The organism is Aquabacterium sp. (genome assembly GCF_016234775.1).
Taxonomy (GTDB): domain Bacteria; phylum Pseudomonadota; class Gammaproteobacteria; order Burkholderiales; family Burkholderiaceae_C; genus Aquabacterium.
Map to the genome: position 1 here is coordinate 1 of NZ_JACRAH010000019.1, position 14,234 is coordinate 14,234.

Consider the following 14,234-nt stretch of genomic DNA (forward strand, 5'->3'; position numbering starts at 1 on the left):
ACTCGAACTTCGACTTATGAACAAGACCGATCTGATCCAGCACCTGGCTGACAAGCACACCCTGACCAAGGCTGAAGCCGGCCGCATCCTTGACACCCTGCTCGACGTGGTCGTGGCCAGTGTCAAGAAGGGCGACGCCGTCGTGATTCCTGGTTTCGGTTCTTTCAAGCAACACGCACGCGCTGCCCGTAACGGCGTGAACCCCAGCACCGGCGCCAAGATCAAGATTGCCGCCGCCAAGCTGCCCAAGTTCACACCTGGCGCCACCTTCAAGGCCGCTGTGGACCCCAAGGCTGCTGCTCGCAAGGCTGCTGCCAAGCCTGCCGCCAAGCCCGCAGCGAAGAAGGCTGCCAAGCCTGCTGCCAAGAAGGCCGCTGCCAAGAAGAAGTAATTCGGCTTGATCGATCTGGTTGGGCTGCGCGTTCCAGGCGTCTTGTGCGCCGAATGCGTACCCGCCAGAGCAAGCTAGCCAAGCCGCCCAGTCCCCAGCTCATCTGGGTGCCACTGGCGGTTTCTGGCACCGCTGCCGCAAAGGCCGTACCCAGTCGGGCATGCAGCCCGGTTGTGAAATGCGTGCCGTCCCAGTAGACATGGTCCTGCGGATTGGCGCATACCGATATGACGTTCTCGAACGTGCCCTTCACGCATGCCGTGCTGGTGTCGGCAAAGGCGGTACCTGGCGCAGCAAGCAAGGCGGACAGATAGTTGACCGTGTCGAACGATTGAATGGCTGCATCCGGATGTTTTGCGCTGGCTTGGCGCAACGCTGTTGTCAGGCTCTGGTTGTAGGCCTCGGTGGCCGGCTGGAACAGCCTTGACAGGCCCTTGAAGGTCGGCATGAGTGACAGGTCCGGCATCAAGGGCACAAAGAAGTGGCGAGCACCTGCTGCGTACAGCGTGTCCAGTGCTTGCATCATCTGCTGGCTGGCCTTGTCGGCCGTGGCCTGATTGGGGCTGAAGATCATGTCATTGGCGCCGGCCCACAACACGTAGAGCGACTGGCTGTCCAAAGAATGTGCGCCATGCGCCAGCACGTAGCCGTCGACCTGATCCAGCAGCCCGGTTTGTGCCAGTTCTCCCTGCTTGTTCAGAAAATTGCTGCGACCTGTTGTGGCGCCGCCCCATGCTCGGTCGTCCAGTGGTACGCCCAGTGCCTGGGCCATGTATTCCACGGCGACGGGGCCATTTGAAAAGCGCCCGTCGAAGTAATAGGGGGCCTGCGGCAGGTTTTGCCCCGTCGTGTTCTGGAGCTGTTGCCAGACCAGCCCCTGGTCGCTGAGGCTGTCGCCAAACACGACCAGGGCGTTGGGTGAGGTGGCGTTGGCCGTGACGCACAGCAGGGTCAAGGTGGCGGCGAGCCATTGACGGATGTGGTGCAGTCGGGTGTGATGCATGTCGGTCCCCTGTTGATTGAGAGAGGGGTATTGCGTCATGCCTGGTCAGGCGTGGGCAAGCGCCGTGCGACCGAGCGGTGCCATACGGCGTTCAAGTGCGGCTGTGGCGACCTGAACGACTTGTTCAGACGGCAGGCTTGCGGTGCGGGCGAACCAGCCACAAGGTCAGCCCGCTGATGACCTCGACGGCCATCATCACGCGCAGCATGCCATCGGGCCATCCCCATTGCGCGGCCGACATCACACGGCCCACCGCTTGCGAGAAGATCAACAGCGCCAGGACATCGCCCAGCAAGGGCTGACGATCCACATGGCGCGCAGCCAGCAGCCCCAGTGCGGTGTGCCCCAGCCACAGGCCCGCGTAGATCGCGTGCAGCTCGCTGTAGTCATTGGCACTGCGCAGGCCATTGCCGACCACCAGCGCCACCAGATCGGGCCTCAGCAGGGTCTGCAAAGCCAAGCCGGCAAAGACCACAGCGGTGATCGCCAGCAAGGCACGCCGCGTGGGCGTGTGGTGGATCAGGCCGATCATGCGGCGGCGCTGCGACCAGGCAAGGTGCGCGCGCCGGGGTATTGCTCTTCAACCCAGTCAGGGTGCTTCCACAGGATGCGCAGGTCCTTGTGGCGCCACACATCGCCCCACATGGCGAACCACTCGTCGAGGTTCAGGCGCAGCGGGTTGAGCGTGGTGGGCTGGCGGTGGCTGATGCCGTAGACGATCTTGCCGGCGTCTTTCTCGTCCACGAAGGTGCCGAACAGGCGATCCCAGATGATCAGCACGCCGGCAAAGTTGGTGTCGATCTGGGCCGGGTTGCGGCCGTGGTGCACGCGGTGGTGCGAGGGTGTGTTGAAGATGGCTTCATACCAGGCGGGCAGGCGCTTGATGGTCTCGGTGTGGATGAAGAACTGGTAGAACAGGTTCAGCTCGATGGCGATGACGACGGACATCTTGTCAAAGCCGATCAGGGCCAGTGGCAGGACCCACACGAAGACCAGGCCGCTGAGGTCGAACAGGAAGTTCTGGCGCAGCGCGGTCGAGAAGTTGAAGCGCGTCGAGCTGTGGTGCGTGATGTGCGAGCACCAGGCGTAGCGCACCTTGTGCATCACGAAGTGGGCCACGTAGAAGAGGAAGTCCGTGATGAAAAACAGCAGCGCAATGCCAAGCCACTTGTTGGACGGGGTGTACTGCAAGCCCAGCTTGACCACGTCGTCATAGAACTGGGTGATGAAGAGGGCCACGACCACGCCGTCCACCATCTTGTAGATGAAGCCGGTGCTGATGTTGGCGATGGACTCTTTCAGGTTGTAGGCGTCCGTCTTGCCCTGGCGGCGCAGGTAGGCGGCCTCGGCCAGGATGACGACCATGAAGGCCGCGCCGGCGATGAGCACGAAGCTCAGTGCGTGAAGGATGTCTTCCATATTGCTTGTCTCCTCAACGTGATGGCATGCAATGTAAAGACGGGCGAGCCGATCGCATCGACAATCGATGTCGGCTTTTTAACTATCCATGACATATGAGCATGCTGATGCGCGTCACAGGCGCCTGGACGCAATTACTCACGGATTGGCTGGATGCGCAGCGGCTGCCTGCGCCGACCATCCGTGCGCGCCTGGCGGCCTACGCACCGGATGACGTGGTGCCACTGGACGTCTGGCGCGAGATCCTGGACATGGGGGCTGCGCTCAGGCCGGACTTGCCTGCGCCTGGCCTGTCCATCGGCGCGGGCGTGTTGCCGCGCCATGTAGGCGTCTTGGGCTACCTGGTGCTGGCCAGCGACAACCTGGCTGAGGCCGTGTCCATCTACCAGCGCTACGAGCGTCTGTTCTATGGGGTGGACCTGGCCGAGGTGGTGATGCACCAGGGCGAAGTTGAAATCCGCTGGGCGCGCACCGATACCACGGGCGTGGTGGCCGATGAAACCGCCATTGCCGCGCTGGTGACCTTCCTGCGCAAGCAGATCGACAACCCGCCGCCGCCTTCGCGTGTGGGCTTTGTGTACCAGGTGCCGCCCGAGCGGGCGCAGGCCTGCGAAGCGTTCTTTGGCTGCCCGGTGGATTTTGGGGCCAGCCATACCCTGGTGCGCTTCCCCGTGGCCTACATGAGCATCCCCATGCCGCATCGCGAGCCTGGCTTGCGTGCCCTGCTGGATCGCCAGGCCAAGGCCCTGCTCGACGCCCTGCCAGATCCGAACGCCTTCGACAAGGCTGTGCAACAACTGCTGGTGCGCCTGCTGCCCGATGGCGATGTGTCGGTCGACAAGGTGGCGCAGGCCATGAACCAGTCCACGCGCACCCTCCAGCGCCGCCTGGCCGACAGCGGCATGACCTGGCAGCACCTGCTGGACCGCACGCGTGAGCAACTCGCCCGCCAGTACCTCAGTGACCGCGCGCTTTCACTGGCTGAAATCGCCCTGTTGCTGGGCTACAGCGAGCAAAGTGCCTTCACGCGTTCCTTTAAGCGCTGGACGGGTTTGACCCCCTTGGGTTTCAGGACACAAACTGTTCATATTTAAAGGGCGATACGGGGTGACAATCGGGGGTTACCGTTTTCACACGCCTGACTCATGTCCTCGATCTCCCCGGTGCCTGCCGACCAAGCCGCTGAATCCCCTGCGCTCGATACCCTGCCAGAAGCCGTGCCCGCCGCTGCGGCGTCCGCAGACAGTGCCGCCGCACCTGCTCAGGCCCAGCAGCCTGAGTCGCCGGCCGCCACCGCAGCCCGCCTGGCAGAGCTGTTCCCGGCGTTGTTCAAGGGCCAGCCCAAGCCTTTGAAGCTGCGTATCCAGGTGGACATCCAGGAGCGTGCGCCCGGCGTGTTCAGCAAGCAGGCCCTGTCGGCCTTCTTCCGTCGCTATACCGGCGCGACCTCCTACCTGATCGCCGTGTCCAAGGCCACGCAGCGATTCGATCTGGATGGCCAGCCCGCTGGCGAGCTGACCGATGAACACCGCAAGGTGGCCGCCGACGAGCTGGTGCGCCGCCGCGCCAATGCCAACGCCAAGCGCGAAGCCGAGCAGGCCGAGCGTCGTCAGCGTTCATCGCTGCTGCGTGACTTCGAAACCACCAAGCTGACCACGGCCAACTTTTGCGCCCTCAAGGGCGTGGCGCCCGAAGCCCTGGATGGCCTGCTGGCTCAGGCGCGTGCCGAGGCTCTGGAAGACGCGCAACGTCCGCAGCGCCCGCACCATGGGCATGGCCGGCCTGAGCATGGCGGTCGCCGTGATGGCCAGGGCCGCCCAGGTGGCAATCCCGGCAACGGCGGTCCACGCCGTGAGGGGCAAGGCCCTCGTCGCGAAGGCCAGCCTCGTGGTGATGGCCCGCGTGGTGAACAACGCCGTGCCGGTGGCCCGCGTGAAGGCGGCCAACGTGATGGCGCGCGTCGTGATGGCGGCAACCGCGGCCCCCGTGGCCCACAAGGTGGCCAGGGCAGCGAAGGTGGCCAAGGTAGTCAAGGTGGCGCGGGTGGCGACACCTCCAAGGGTTGAGGATGTCGCAGGACGAGGCCAATGCCGCGCCCCTGTCGCGCTTTCGTGATCTGCTGAGCCAGTCTGTCGCGCAAGGCCGCTGCGACAAGCTGGTGATGGCGAACTACCAGGGCGACGACGCCCAGCTGGGGCCGGATCTGCAGCGTGTGCTGGTGCGTCCGGTCGAGCTCAAGGGCCAGCCGCATCTGTCCTTCGTACTGCGTTATCCCACCAAGGACATCACCAAGAACTTGCCGCTGGCCGAGGGCATCGCCCACGTGATGGGCTGGGCGCAGGCGCAGACTTTCCGTAACGCCCATCTGCACACGCCCACCGAGGAAGTGCAGCTTGCCTTCAGCAAGAAGGGCAAGGCCAGCGTGCGCGTGGGCAAGCCCTCCAATGCCGAAGCCGCGCAGGCGCGTGCCGAAGCGGCTGCTGCCGGGCGCCCCGGATCGGCCGCCGTGGTGTCGGCCCCTGCAGAGGCTGGCTCAGCAGGCCACAACCGCGACAAGCACCGCTTCCTGGAACTGTCGCGCCCCTTCCTGCACGAACTGGGTGTGACCGACGCCCATGGCCAGTTGATCCCGGCCATGTCGCGCAAGTGGAAGCAGATCAACAAGTTCGTCGAAGTCTTTGCGGCGGCGCTGGCGCGCTCGCCTCTGGCCGAGCAGAATCAGATCCACGTGGTGGACTTCGGCTCAGGCAAGGGCTACCTGACCTTCGCCATCCACGACTGGCTGCGCCACAGCATGGGCCGTGATGCCCGCGTGACCGGCGTCGAGCTGCGTGACGAGCTGGTCAAGCTGTGCCAGGGCGTGATCGGCAAGCTCCAGCTCGAAGGCATGGACTACGAGCAAGGCGATGTGCGCGAGTACCACCCGACTGCGCTCAACGTGATGATCGCCCTGCACGCGTGTGACGTGGCCACCGACTACGCCATCCACCTGGGCATCCGCGCCGGCGCCGAGATCATCATGTGCTCGCCGTGCTGCCACAAGCAGATCCGCCCGCAGTTGCTGAGCCCGCATCCCCTGCGGCCCATCCTGCAACACGGCATCCACCTGGGCCAGGAGGCCGAGATGCTGACCGATGGCCTGCGCGCCATGCTGCTGGACGCGGCGGGTTACGACACCCAGGTCTTCGAGTTCATCTCGCTGGAGCACACCAACAAGAACAAGATGATCCTGGCGGTCAAGCGCGCCAAGGCCAAGTCGAATGACGAGGTGGTCGCGCAGATCAAGGACATCAAGGCCTTCTATGGCATCCAGGATCAGTGCCTGGAAAGCCTGTTGAAGGCGGATGGCTTGTTGCCTGCCTGACCAGCCAGCGCCTGCGTGGACGGGCGCTCAGCCCTGGCGCTTGCGCCTCTTCAGCTTGCTTCGCGCACCCTGCAATGGCTTGACCGTGACCTTGGGCGGCAAGCCAATGGCAGCCCGAGCCAACGCATCGGCCTCACCATTGCGGTGGCGCGGGATCCAGCTCAGCATGACCTTATCAAAGCTGGCCAATAAGGCCCGAGCCTCTTCGAACAAGTCTCTCAGCCTGATCACGGGCGGCTGCGTGCTGTGGCCATCGAGTTGCGCCACCAGCACGCTGTTGTCACAGAAGATCTGCAGCGCTTGCACGTGCGTCGCCTCCAGCGCATGCAAGGCAGCCATCAAGGCGCGTAACTCCGCTTCGTTGTTGCAACCCCGCTCGCTGCTGGTGAAAGACAGCGTCTGGCGAGCACCATCCGGTGCCACGATCACGGCGCCCATGCCCATGCGGCCCGGATTGGGCTCGGCGCTGCCGTCGCAATGAATGATCCAGGGAGAGCAGGAGGTCATGGGCCGAGCATCTCATGAATCATTGCCCAGTGATCTCCATCGCCTGTGTGCTCAGCGCAGCAAGCTGAAATGGGCGTCGTAGTGGATGTGCTCACCTTGGGGCACAGGTTCCAGGTACAGCTGTACCTGGCCTGCTTGCGTATGGCTCAGCTGATGCAGGCCCGCTTTCAGTGGCAAGGCCCTGGGGCCCTGGAACGACACGGTGAACTGCGTCAGGCCTGGTGCAGCCACATCGGTGGCCTGGCCGTCTACGGCGATCACTGTCAAGGTCACAGGGCGGCCTAGCTTGGTCTGGCTATTGAACGCCTGTCCCAGCAAGGCTTGCCAGCCAGCCTGGGTTGCGGTGGAGGCCTCCGGGGTGCCTGGCGTAGCCGATGCGTCCGTGGCGTGTGCAGCCCAGGTGCTCGTGGCAACCCCGGCCAGCAAGGTACCACTGCCTTGCACAATGAAATCACGTTTGTTCATGCTCATACTCCTGAACCGTGGGAATGCGCGTCATGGCCTGGTGCAGGCCAGACACGGTCGTTGTCTCGAAGCCCAGTCGGGCATACCAGTGGCGGATCGGGTTGTCTCGCATGACGTGCAGATGGGTTGCCACGCCATCGGCATCGGCCAGTTGCAGCAAGGCCAGCAGGCAGGCGCTGGCACCGCCCATGCGCTGGAAGGCTGGCAGCACGGTGATGTCCACCACGCGCAGTCCATCGCCATCCTCATGCAACCACAACCGCCCGGCAGGCTGGCCATGGTGGCGCAGGATCAGCTCGATGGCCGCCGGGTAGTGCAGTTCGACCGAACGGCGTTGAGCCAGCATCTGCGTGCGAATGAAGACCTCGCGCATGCCGGCGTCCGGCCCCAGCAGGTCCAGCTCGATGCTTCTGGTGCTGGCAAACACTTCGCCCAGAAAGGCCTGATCACCTGCGCTGGCCGGTGCGCACTGCCAGGCACCCTTGAGTGCGGCTGGCAGACGCAGGATCAGCTTGCTGGCGTGCAGACGCATCATGCGCGGGGTGGGTAGACGCCTTGCATCGCGATGATGAAAGACAGCGCCAGGGCGGGTGACTGGTTGTTGTGGGCCCAGCCGGCGCCATTGGCCAGTACCGCCGTGCCCGCCATGGGCGTGGGTGTGCCTGGGGCGCGGTACAGCGATGCGTTGTCGCCGCTGCGCGCCCACAAGGCTTGCGGGCCAGGCTGGGTGCTGTCTGGCGCCACGGCGCTCTGTACGGCATGGGTGTGCTGCGGTGTTTCTGCTGTGCTCAGTGTGTGTGTGGCTTCACCATCAGCCTCGCCCAGGCTGCGCGGTGTCAGCCCAGGGCCGTTGCCCGCACCCAGTGGCATGCGCGCCTGGAGGTTGGGCAGCGCAAAGTTGGTGCGGCCATCGCCACCATAAGTCGTGCCCAGAATCGAAAACAGCGCGGTGTTTTGCGAAATGGGCAGCAACTGCCCGTTGCACAAGGCCCAGCCGGTGGGCGCGAAGTTGCCGGTGAACAGGCGGATCTCGCCAATGAAGGGATCGCTCATCAGATGTCCTTTCAGCCTTGCGACGGGTAGATGCCGAACAAGGAAATGATGAAGTTCAGGCCCAGAAAGGGCGCCATGTTGTTGTGCGGCTGGCTGCCACCGCTGGGCAGCAAGGCCTGCGCGGCCAGTGCGCCACCTCCAGGCGTGTTGCCATAGAAGGACGTGGTGGCAGCCTTGCCCGTGAGGCTGCCGCTCACGCCCGTGCCGACCGTGGCATCTGAGGTGGTGGCATTGAGTACATGGTTGTGGCTGGGCAATTGGTTGGGGAGCACGGTGACCTGCTCGGTGCCTGCGGTCTGGCCGATCACGCAGGGGCTCAGGCCCGGCCCCTGACCTTGATGCACGGGCACACGGCCGCGCATATCGGGCAGGGCAAAGGTGTTTTGCCCGTCGCCACCATAGGTGGTGCCGATCAGGCTGAACAGGACATCGTTCTGGGCGATGGACAGCATGCTGCCGTCACACAGGGCCCAGCCGGCGGGCGCGAAGTTGCCCGCAAACAGGCGGATTTCGCCAACATAGGGTTGTGCCATGGATGCTCCGGGCTCAGTTGCGCGAGGGGAAGATGCCCTGCATCGCGATGATGAAATTGATCGCCAGGTAGGGCTGCATGTTGTTGTGCGGCTGGCTGCCACCGGCGGGCGCCACGGCTTGAGGGCTCATGGGTTGCAAGGGCGAACTGCCTGCGGCGTAGATGTCCTTGCCACCGCGCCCTTTGGCGGCCGGCAGGTTGCCGACCGGCGCTGCGTTGTTGGCCAGGTCGGATGCTCCTTGCAGGCCGTGCGTGTGCGGGGGGATCTCGTTGACCGTCAGGGTGTGGGCCTCTTCACCGACACGCGCGCCCAGGGGCAGCGTGTTGGCGGTGTGCGCCGGGCTGCGGCCGCGCAGGTCGGGCAGCGCAAAGTTGGTACGGCCGTCACCACCATAGGTGGTGCCCAGGATGGCGAACAAGGCCTGGTTCTGGGCAATGGGGAGCAACTGGCCGTTGCACAGCGCCCAGCCTTTGGGCGCAAAGGCAAACGCGGTCGGGCGGATTTCGCCCAGGAAGGGTTCGGACATGGCGGGGCCCTTTCTTCAGCGCTTGCTGGCGCGTTGACGCAGGCCCAGCATTGCCACACCCAGCAAAGCCAGGATGGCGGTCGAGGGTTCCGGCACGGCGGCGGTCACCACATCAATGCGGAAATCCACGAAGTTGTTGGATTCGCCCAGCCCGCGGTCTCTGAACTTGATCTGATCGAGGGTCACCTCGAAGCTGTGGGGCGACAGCAGCTTGACCACTTGCCCGGTGATCAGCGCGGCTTCATTGCTGGCACCACTGGTGCCGGTGTTCAGGAAATTGTCCTTGAGCGAGTAGCTCAGGCCCGTGATGGTGAAGCCCGCGATGCTGAGGCCATCAAATTGATAGCGGGCATGCTGGGTGCCTGAGCCCAGATAGCCGGTGGTGCCATTGCTGGCGCCTTGGGAGACACGCAACTGGAAGCCGGTGCCGATGTTCTTGATGAACTCGGCAGGCAGCATGAAGCCGCCGATGCTGCCACCATCGCCCGGCACGATCTGCGCGCCTGGCGTCAGCGATTGGGTCAGGTCGAGGGGCGTGGGGTCGATCGACACGCCGTCAGAGGTGATGCCGCCGGGGGCGAGCAGGGACACGGTCAAGGGCCCGCTGTAGCTGGCGGCATGGGCGAGGCTGGCCGCGGACAAGGCCAGCAGGCCAGCCAGATGCATGAGGCCTGTGCGCAAGCCAGGCGCCGCGAAGGCGGTGTGAGAAGACATGGGTGAACTCCTGATTTGAGGCATGTGTCAACCGTGAATCTGGCCACAGCAGGGCCTGGCCTGGCCATCCCTAGTTCAGTTTGTGTGCAATTGATACCGTGAGCGATACTTGCGCGATGCCGACGCTGCGCCCTCTCGTCCCCGTTGAACCTGCCAAACCTGCCCAAGCTGTCGAGCCTGCAGGGGTGCTATCTCCTGCGCCTGCCGGCAAGCCGGCTGATCCCCAGAAGTTCAAAGTGACCGTAGGCCCCAGCCAGATCGATGGTCAGGGCGCCTTCGCGGCAGAGCCCATTCCCGATCGCCGCAAGATCGGCGAAATTCGAGGCGAGTTTGTCGACATGCGAACCGCCCGTGCCCGCGCGCGCGAGGCCGAACGCAGCACCGGTCGCATCTTCATGGTCGCGATCTCCGACAAGCGCGCGATCGACGCAACCCACTCCACCGATCCCTTGCGTTTTGCCAACCACTCCTGTGATCCCAATATGGTGCTCAAGGTGCAGCAAGGCCGCGTGGCCTTCTATGCCTTGCGTGACATCGCCGAGGGGGACGAGTTGACGGCCCGCTATGGCAGCACGCACCACGCAGGGCGGCTGCGCTGCCAATGTGGCGCCCCCAACTGCGTCGGGCGTATCTGAGCTTGGTCCTGGTGAAAACCCAGGGGCGGATCAACTGGATCCCCCGCGCTCAGGCGTCCGTCACGGATGAATTCATGCGTCTGGCGTCATCGATCAATCGCAAACCCATAGCCTCAGGCATGCAACGCTGATCGATACTGCGGGCAATATCAAAAGGTTGCCTCATGTTTGCGACACGCATGTTTTCAACAGCAGATCGCGCATCAGGCCAGAACAGGGGAAACGCGAACCTGCAGGTTCAGATCTGGGATGCACGCGTCCAGATGCTGTGTCAGCACGTGCCGACCGTCATGGTCATGGCTGTCGGGTTTGCGATGGTGCTGGGCTGGTTGTTGCACGAGCAGGTTGATCAGACAAAAGTCTGGTCCTGGTTCGGGCTGCGTTCCGTGGTGGTTGCGTGCCGGGTTGTTCAGGCACGTTTGTATCTGCAATCCAAGGACAGCGCCAACCCGGTCTGGTACGGTGGCTTTCTCGCCTTGGTGCTGGCCGACGGCGTGCTGTGGGGGGCGGCCTGGTGGTGGCTGGTGCCGGTGGACCGACTGGATCTCACGGCCATCACCCTGACGGCCATTCTGGGCGTGGCCGCCTTGTCGGCGTTCATCTTGCATGCGGATGTGCGCGCCACGGCCACCCATGTGCTGGCCATGCTGCTGCCCTGCGCGGCCTACAGCCTCACGCGCCATGATTCCTATGGGGTGTTTGGCGCCGTTAGCCTCACAGCCTTCACCGCGCTGTTGCTGCTGGAAACCCACCGTGCCTATGTGCGTCTGGTTGAGCTGCTGACCTTGCGCTTCGAGCATGAGCGGATTCTGGGCGAGCGAGAACAGGCCTTGAAGCTGGCGCAGCATCACAGCGAGGCCAAGAGCCGTTTCCTGGCCTCCATGAGCCACGAGATGCGCACCCCGCTGCATGGCCTCCTGGGCCTGAGTCGCCTGCTGCGCGATGACGAGGTCCGCCCGGTTGCGCTCCGGCGGCTCGAATTGCTGGAGCGCTCGGGCGACCATCTGCTGACCGTGATCAACGATGTCCTGGATGTCTCCAAGATCGAGGCAGGGCATGTGAACATCGAGCGCGCCTGTTTCGACCTCACCTCGCTCGTCGATGAGGTCGCCGGGGTGTCGACCGTGACGGCCAATCGCAAAGGTTTGCATCTGCGCCTGCGTACGGACGACTTGCCGGATGGCTATGCAGTAGCCGGGGACGCGATGCGGGTGCGTCAGGTGCTGCACAACCTGCTGGGTAACGCCATCAAGTTCACCGACCAGGGCCATGTCACCTTGCACGTGCAACTCATGGAAGGCGAGCGCGTGTCCTTCGTGGTGCAGGACACGGGGATCGGCATCCCTGAAGAAGAGCAGGCGCACATCTTTGACGCCTTCCACCAGATCGACAACGGCCTGGGCAAACGCCATGGTGGCACCGGATTGGGTTTGACCATCGCCCGCGAACTGTGCCGGGCCATGGGGGGCGATCTGAGCTGCAGCAGTCAGCGAGGTGTGGGTTCGACGTTCGAATGCATCCTGCATTTGCCGCGCAGTGATGAGCGTCCTGTTGTGCGCGGGCACGCCGGTATTCGGCCGCTGACTTCGGCTTGCACGGTGCTGCTGGTTGAGGACAACCCCATCAACGCCCTGGTCGCCGAAGCCGCCTTGCGGCAGATCGGGGCAGAGGTGCAGGTTGTCGATGATGGACGCAAGGCCATCGACTGGCTTGCACGGCAATCCGCGCATCTGGTGTTGATGGATTGCCAGCTGCCTGTGCTCGATGGTTTTGAATCAGCGCGACTGATTCGTGAGCAAGAACGCCAGCTGGGGCTCACGGCGGTGCCCATCGTGGCGCTGACCGCCAATATCTTCCCGGGTGAGCGCCAGCGCTGCCTTGATGCGGGCATGGATGATTACCTGGGCAAGCCGTTCCGTCGTGAAGATCTGCATGCCATGCTTGTGCGCCATGTTGTGCACAAGCGGGCGCCAGCGTTTCACGGGGTGGGTGGCGACAATGCGCCCCGTTCGCTGGCAGCCTGAGTTCCCGTGCACTGGGGGAAACGCCGTGACAGACACATCTGCTTGCTTGAAATGACGGAAAGTGCCTCACAATGCGCCCCGTCAGAACCGGCGCAACGTGCGCCACTTCAGGAGATTCGCAGTGAGCAAGAGATGGCAGTGGGCCGCCCTGGCGGCCATCGTGATGGTCAGCCCCGTGGCACAGGCCGCCAAGCAACGTGTGTGCGTGTTCGACATTCTGGGCACGGGCGGTGACGGCTACAACGCCGCCAAGGACTACGCCATCGAGATGCAAAAGCATGGCGGTGACATGGAGCTCAAGGTCTATATTGATGAGCGCGTGGGCGTTGAAGATTTTCGCACCGGGCAATGTGATGCCGTGATGGCCACGGCCCTGCGCACGCGGTCTTTCAACGCGCTGACTGCCGCCCTGGACTCCGTGGGGGCATCGACCGTGGTCAAGAACGGCAAGCTCGATATGACCGCGAGTCTGGAAGTGGTGCGCAAGACCATTCAGACCTTCTCCAGCCCCAAGGCGGCCGGTCTGATGGTGCAAGGCCAGTATGAAGTGGGTGGCATCGTGCCACTGGGCGCTGCGTATGCCTTCGTCAATGACCGTGAGATCAGCAATCTGGAAGCTGCAAGTGGCAAACGCGTGGCGGCCTTTGATTACGACAAGGCTCAGTCGCAGTTGATTCAGCGCGTGGGCGCTCGCCCTGTTGCCGCCGACGTGACCAACTTCGGCACCATGTTCAACAACGGGAACGTGGACGTGGTGATGGCGCCGTCCATCGCTTACAAGCCGCTTGAGTTGCACAAAGGCATGGGCAGCAAGGGGGCGGTGCACCGCTTCCCCATGACCATCCTGACCTATCAGATGATCCTCAAGCGCGACAAGTTCCCGGAAGGTTTCGGTCAGAAGTCTCGCGAGGTGTGGGCCAGCCGTTTTGATGGGGTGGTGGAGTTGATCAAGCGCGCTGACGCCACGATCCCCGCCAAGTTCTGGCTGGATCCGTCACCGGTTGATGCCGAGCGCTATATCAACCTGATGCGCGACGGCCGCATCGACATGGCCGAGAAGGGCTTCTACGACAAGAAGGGCCTGAAGATCATCAAGCGCATCCGTTGTGATGTGAACCCTGCTGCGTCGGACTGCAGCCAGCCCACGGAAACCTGGTGATCCCATGAAGCTGGCCTGCGGGCCGGCTCCCTTGGCCGATCGGCCATGAAAAAAGCCTCCTGAACCAGGAGGCTTTTTCTTTGGGGAGATCGAAGAACGATCAGCCCGAGACGATCAGCCCAGAGCGGCCAGGTCGTCAGCAACCTTCTTGAGCAGGTCTTCGGTGATCAGGCCACCGGAGAACTTGGCCACCATCGACAGGGCGAAGCCCTTGCCCATGCCGATTTGCGGATGGGTCGAGATGCCTGGCAGGTGCTTTTCCAGGATGGCCTTGGTGGTTTCGTTGTCCAGCAGGTCGCCGAGTTTGGATTCGATCGAGAAGCTCATGGATGTCTCTCTAAGGATGATGGGTTTACAGAAATTCGCACCCCGCACGTCTGGAGGCGACCTGCCTTGGGTGCATCCTCAAGCATAACTCGCTTCAAACGGGTGTTTGTGACC

Annotated in this window: 17 protein-coding genes and 1 pseudogene; 7 read left to right on the forward strand and 11 right to left on the reverse strand. The window is 63.5% G+C overall.

What is annotated here, in order from left to right:
• Positions 1-16: 16 nt before the first annotated feature.
• Positions 17-223 (forward strand): annotated as a pseudogene (locus HY836_RS18970) (HU family DNA-binding protein); the annotation flags it as partial.
• A 46-nt stretch (positions 224-269) separates the two neighbouring features.
• On the opposite strand, the gene HY836_RS05530 reads toward HY836_RS18970, so the two are convergent.
• From HY836_RS05530 to HY836_RS05540, 3 genes are all read right to left on the reverse strand, one after another.
• Positions 270-1,394: an SGNH/GDSL hydrolase family protein gene (locus tag HY836_RS05530; protein WP_367114632.1), complete on the reverse strand. Its 1,125-nt coding sequence runs from the start codon at positions 1,392-1,394 to the stop codon at positions 270-272.
• A 124-nt stretch (positions 1,395-1,518) separates the two neighbouring features.
• Positions 1,519-1,926, reverse strand: coding sequence for a DUF4345 domain-containing protein (locus HY836_RS05535; protein WP_290674380.1), 408 nt, complete (start codon positions 1,924-1,926; stop codon positions 1,519-1,521).
• The gene (locus HY836_RS05540; protein ID WP_290674382.1) at positions 1,923-2,813 is read right to left on the reverse strand and encodes a sterol desaturase family protein; all 891 of its coding nucleotides are present in this window, start codon (positions 2,811-2,813) and stop codon (positions 1,923-1,925) included. The genes HY836_RS05535 and HY836_RS05540 overlap by 4 nt, the downstream gene beginning before the upstream one ends.
• Positions 2,814-2,914: 101 nt before the next feature.
• On the opposite strand from HY836_RS05540, the gene HY836_RS05545 reads away from it, so the two are divergent.
• The 3 genes from HY836_RS05545 to HY836_RS05555 are packed head-to-tail and all read left to right on the forward strand — an operon-like array spanning position 2,915 to position 6,177.
• Positions 2,915-3,907, forward strand: a complete 993-nt coding sequence (locus HY836_RS05545; protein ID WP_290674383.1) for an AraC family transcriptional regulator — start codon at positions 2,915-2,917, stop codon at positions 3,905-3,907.
• 51 nt (positions 3,908-3,958) lie between these two features.
• Complete coding sequence (locus HY836_RS05550; protein ID WP_290674384.1) at positions 3,959-4,879, forward strand: ProQ/FINO family protein; 921 nt, start codon at positions 3,959-3,961, stop codon at positions 4,877-4,879.
• Positions 4,880-4,881: 2 nt separating this feature from the next.
• Positions 4,882-6,177, forward strand: a complete 1,296-nt coding sequence (locus HY836_RS05555) for an SAM-dependent methyltransferase (RefSeq protein WP_290674385.1) — start codon at positions 4,882-4,884, stop codon at positions 6,175-6,177.
• A 27-nt stretch (positions 6,178-6,204) separates the two neighbouring features.
• On the opposite strand, the gene HY836_RS05560 is transcribed toward HY836_RS05555, so the two are convergent.
• The 7 genes from HY836_RS05560 to HY836_RS05590 are packed head-to-tail and all read right to left on the reverse strand — an operon-like array spanning position 6,205 to position 9,975.
• Positions 6,205-6,684, reverse strand: a complete 480-nt coding sequence (locus HY836_RS05560) for a ribonuclease HI family protein (RefSeq protein ID WP_290674387.1) — start codon at positions 6,682-6,684, stop codon at positions 6,205-6,207.
• A 51-nt stretch (positions 6,685-6,735) separates the two neighbouring features.
• Positions 6,736-7,149: a hypothetical protein gene (locus tag HY836_RS05565; protein WP_290674389.1), complete on the reverse strand. Its 414-nt coding sequence runs from the start codon at positions 7,147-7,149 to the stop codon at positions 6,736-6,738.
• Positions 7,136-7,684: a GNAT family N-acetyltransferase gene (locus tag HY836_RS05570; RefSeq protein WP_290674391.1), complete on the reverse strand. Its 549-nt coding sequence runs from the start codon at positions 7,682-7,684 to the stop codon at positions 7,136-7,138. Before HY836_RS05570 ends, HY836_RS05565 begins: the two co-directional genes overlap by 14 nt.
• Positions 7,681-8,202, reverse strand: a complete 522-nt coding sequence (locus HY836_RS05575) for a phage tail protein (RefSeq protein WP_290674393.1) — start codon at positions 8,200-8,202, stop codon at positions 7,681-7,683. Before HY836_RS05575 ends, HY836_RS05570 begins: the two co-directional genes overlap by 4 nt.
• A gap of 11 nt (positions 8,203-8,213) precedes the next feature.
• The gene (locus HY836_RS05580) at positions 8,214-8,735 is read right to left on the reverse strand and encodes a phage tail protein (protein WP_290674395.1); all 522 of its coding nucleotides are present in this window, start codon (positions 8,733-8,735) and stop codon (positions 8,214-8,216) included.
• Between the two features lie 13 nt (positions 8,736-8,748).
• Positions 8,749-9,261 carry a phage tail protein gene (locus tag HY836_RS05585; RefSeq protein WP_290674397.1) on the reverse strand — a complete coding sequence of 171 codons (513 nt, stop codon included), beginning with the start codon at positions 9,259-9,261 and terminating at the stop codon, positions 8,749-8,751.
• Between the two features lie 15 nt (positions 9,262-9,276).
• Positions 9,277-9,975, reverse strand: coding sequence for a PEP-CTERM sorting domain-containing protein (locus HY836_RS05590; protein ID WP_290674399.1), 699 nt, complete (start codon positions 9,973-9,975; stop codon positions 9,277-9,279).
• A 116-nt stretch (positions 9,976-10,091) separates the two neighbouring features.
• Here HY836_RS05590 and HY836_RS05595 point away from each other — a divergent pair, with 116 nt between their 5' ends.
• The 3 genes from HY836_RS05595 (at position 10,092) to HY836_RS05605 (ending at position 13,793) form a co-directional block, all read left to right on the forward strand.
• On the forward strand, positions 10,092-10,610 hold the full coding sequence (locus HY836_RS05595; protein ID WP_290674401.1) for an SET domain-containing protein-lysine N-methyltransferase: 519 nt from the start codon (positions 10,092-10,094) through the stop codon (positions 10,608-10,610).
• Between the two features lie 164 nt (positions 10,611-10,774).
• Positions 10,775-12,634 carry an ATP-binding protein gene (locus HY836_RS05600; RefSeq protein WP_290674403.1) on the forward strand — a complete coding sequence of 620 codons (1,860 nt, stop codon included), beginning with the start codon at positions 10,775-10,777 and terminating at the stop codon, positions 12,632-12,634.
• Positions 12,635-12,755: 121 nt separating this feature from the next.
• Positions 12,756-13,793 (forward strand): putative solute-binding protein, encoded by a 1,038-nt coding sequence (locus HY836_RS05605; RefSeq protein WP_290674405.1) that lies wholly within the window; start codon positions 12,756-12,758, stop codon positions 13,791-13,793.
• A gap of 114 nt (positions 13,794-13,907) precedes the next feature.
• On the opposite strand, the gene HY836_RS05610 is transcribed toward HY836_RS05605, so the two are convergent.
• Complete coding sequence (locus HY836_RS05610) at positions 13,908-14,120, reverse strand: hypothetical protein (protein ID WP_290674407.1); 213 nt, start codon at positions 14,118-14,120, stop codon at positions 13,908-13,910.
• Positions 14,121-14,234 lie beyond the last annotated feature (114 nt).

Coding starts and splice junctions, on each gene's coding strand:
- HY836_RS05530 (WP_367114632.1), bottom strand. CDS start 1,394: ATGCATCACACCCGACTGCACCACATCCGTCAATGGCTCGCCGCCACC.
- HY836_RS05535 (WP_290674380.1), bottom strand. CDS start 1,926: ATGATCGGCCTGATCCACCACACGCCCACGCGGCGTGCCTTGCTGGCG.
- HY836_RS05540 (WP_290674382.1), bottom strand. CDS start 2,813: ATGGAAGACATCCTTCACGCACTGAGCTTCGTGCTCATCGCCGGCGCG.
- HY836_RS05545 (WP_290674383.1), top strand. CDS start 2,915: ATGCTGATGCGCGTCACAGGCGCCTGGACGCAATTACTCACGGATTGG.
- HY836_RS05550 (WP_290674384.1), top strand. CDS start 3,959: ATGTCCTCGATCTCCCCGGTGCCTGCCGACCAAGCCGCTGAATCCCCT.
- HY836_RS05555 (WP_290674385.1), top strand. CDS start 4,882: ATGTCGCAGGACGAGGCCAATGCCGCGCCCCTGTCGCGCTTTCGTGAT.
- HY836_RS05560 (WP_290674387.1), bottom strand. CDS start 6,684: ATGACCTCCTGCTCTCCCTGGATCATTCATTGCGACGGCAGCGCCGAG.
- HY836_RS05565 (WP_290674389.1), bottom strand. CDS start 7,149: ATGAACAAACGTGATTTCATTGTGCAAGGCAGTGGTACCTTGCTGGCC.
- HY836_RS05570 (WP_290674391.1), bottom strand. CDS start 7,684: ATGATGCGTCTGCACGCCAGCAAGCTGATCCTGCGTCTGCCAGCCGCA.
- HY836_RS05575 (WP_290674393.1), bottom strand. CDS start 8,202: ATGAGCGATCCCTTCATTGGCGAGATCCGCCTGTTCACCGGCAACTTC.
- HY836_RS05580 (WP_290674395.1), bottom strand. CDS start 8,735: ATGGCACAACCCTATGTTGGCGAAATCCGCCTGTTTGCGGGCAACTTC.
- HY836_RS05585 (WP_290674397.1), bottom strand. CDS start 9,261: ATGTCCGAACCCTTCCTGGGCGAAATCCGCCCGACCGCGTTTGCCTTT.
- HY836_RS05590 (WP_290674399.1), bottom strand. CDS start 9,975: ATGTCTTCTCACACCGCCTTCGCGGCGCCTGGCTTGCGCACAGGCCTC.
- HY836_RS05595 (WP_290674401.1), top strand. CDS start 10,092: ATGCCGACGCTGCGCCCTCTCGTCCCCGTTGAACCTGCCAAACCTGCC.
- HY836_RS05600 (WP_290674403.1), top strand. CDS start 10,775: ATGTTTGCGACACGCATGTTTTCAACAGCAGATCGCGCATCAGGCCAG.
- HY836_RS05610 (WP_290674407.1), bottom strand. CDS start 14,120: ATGAGCTTCTCGATCGAATCCAAACTCGGCGACCTGCTGGACAACGAA.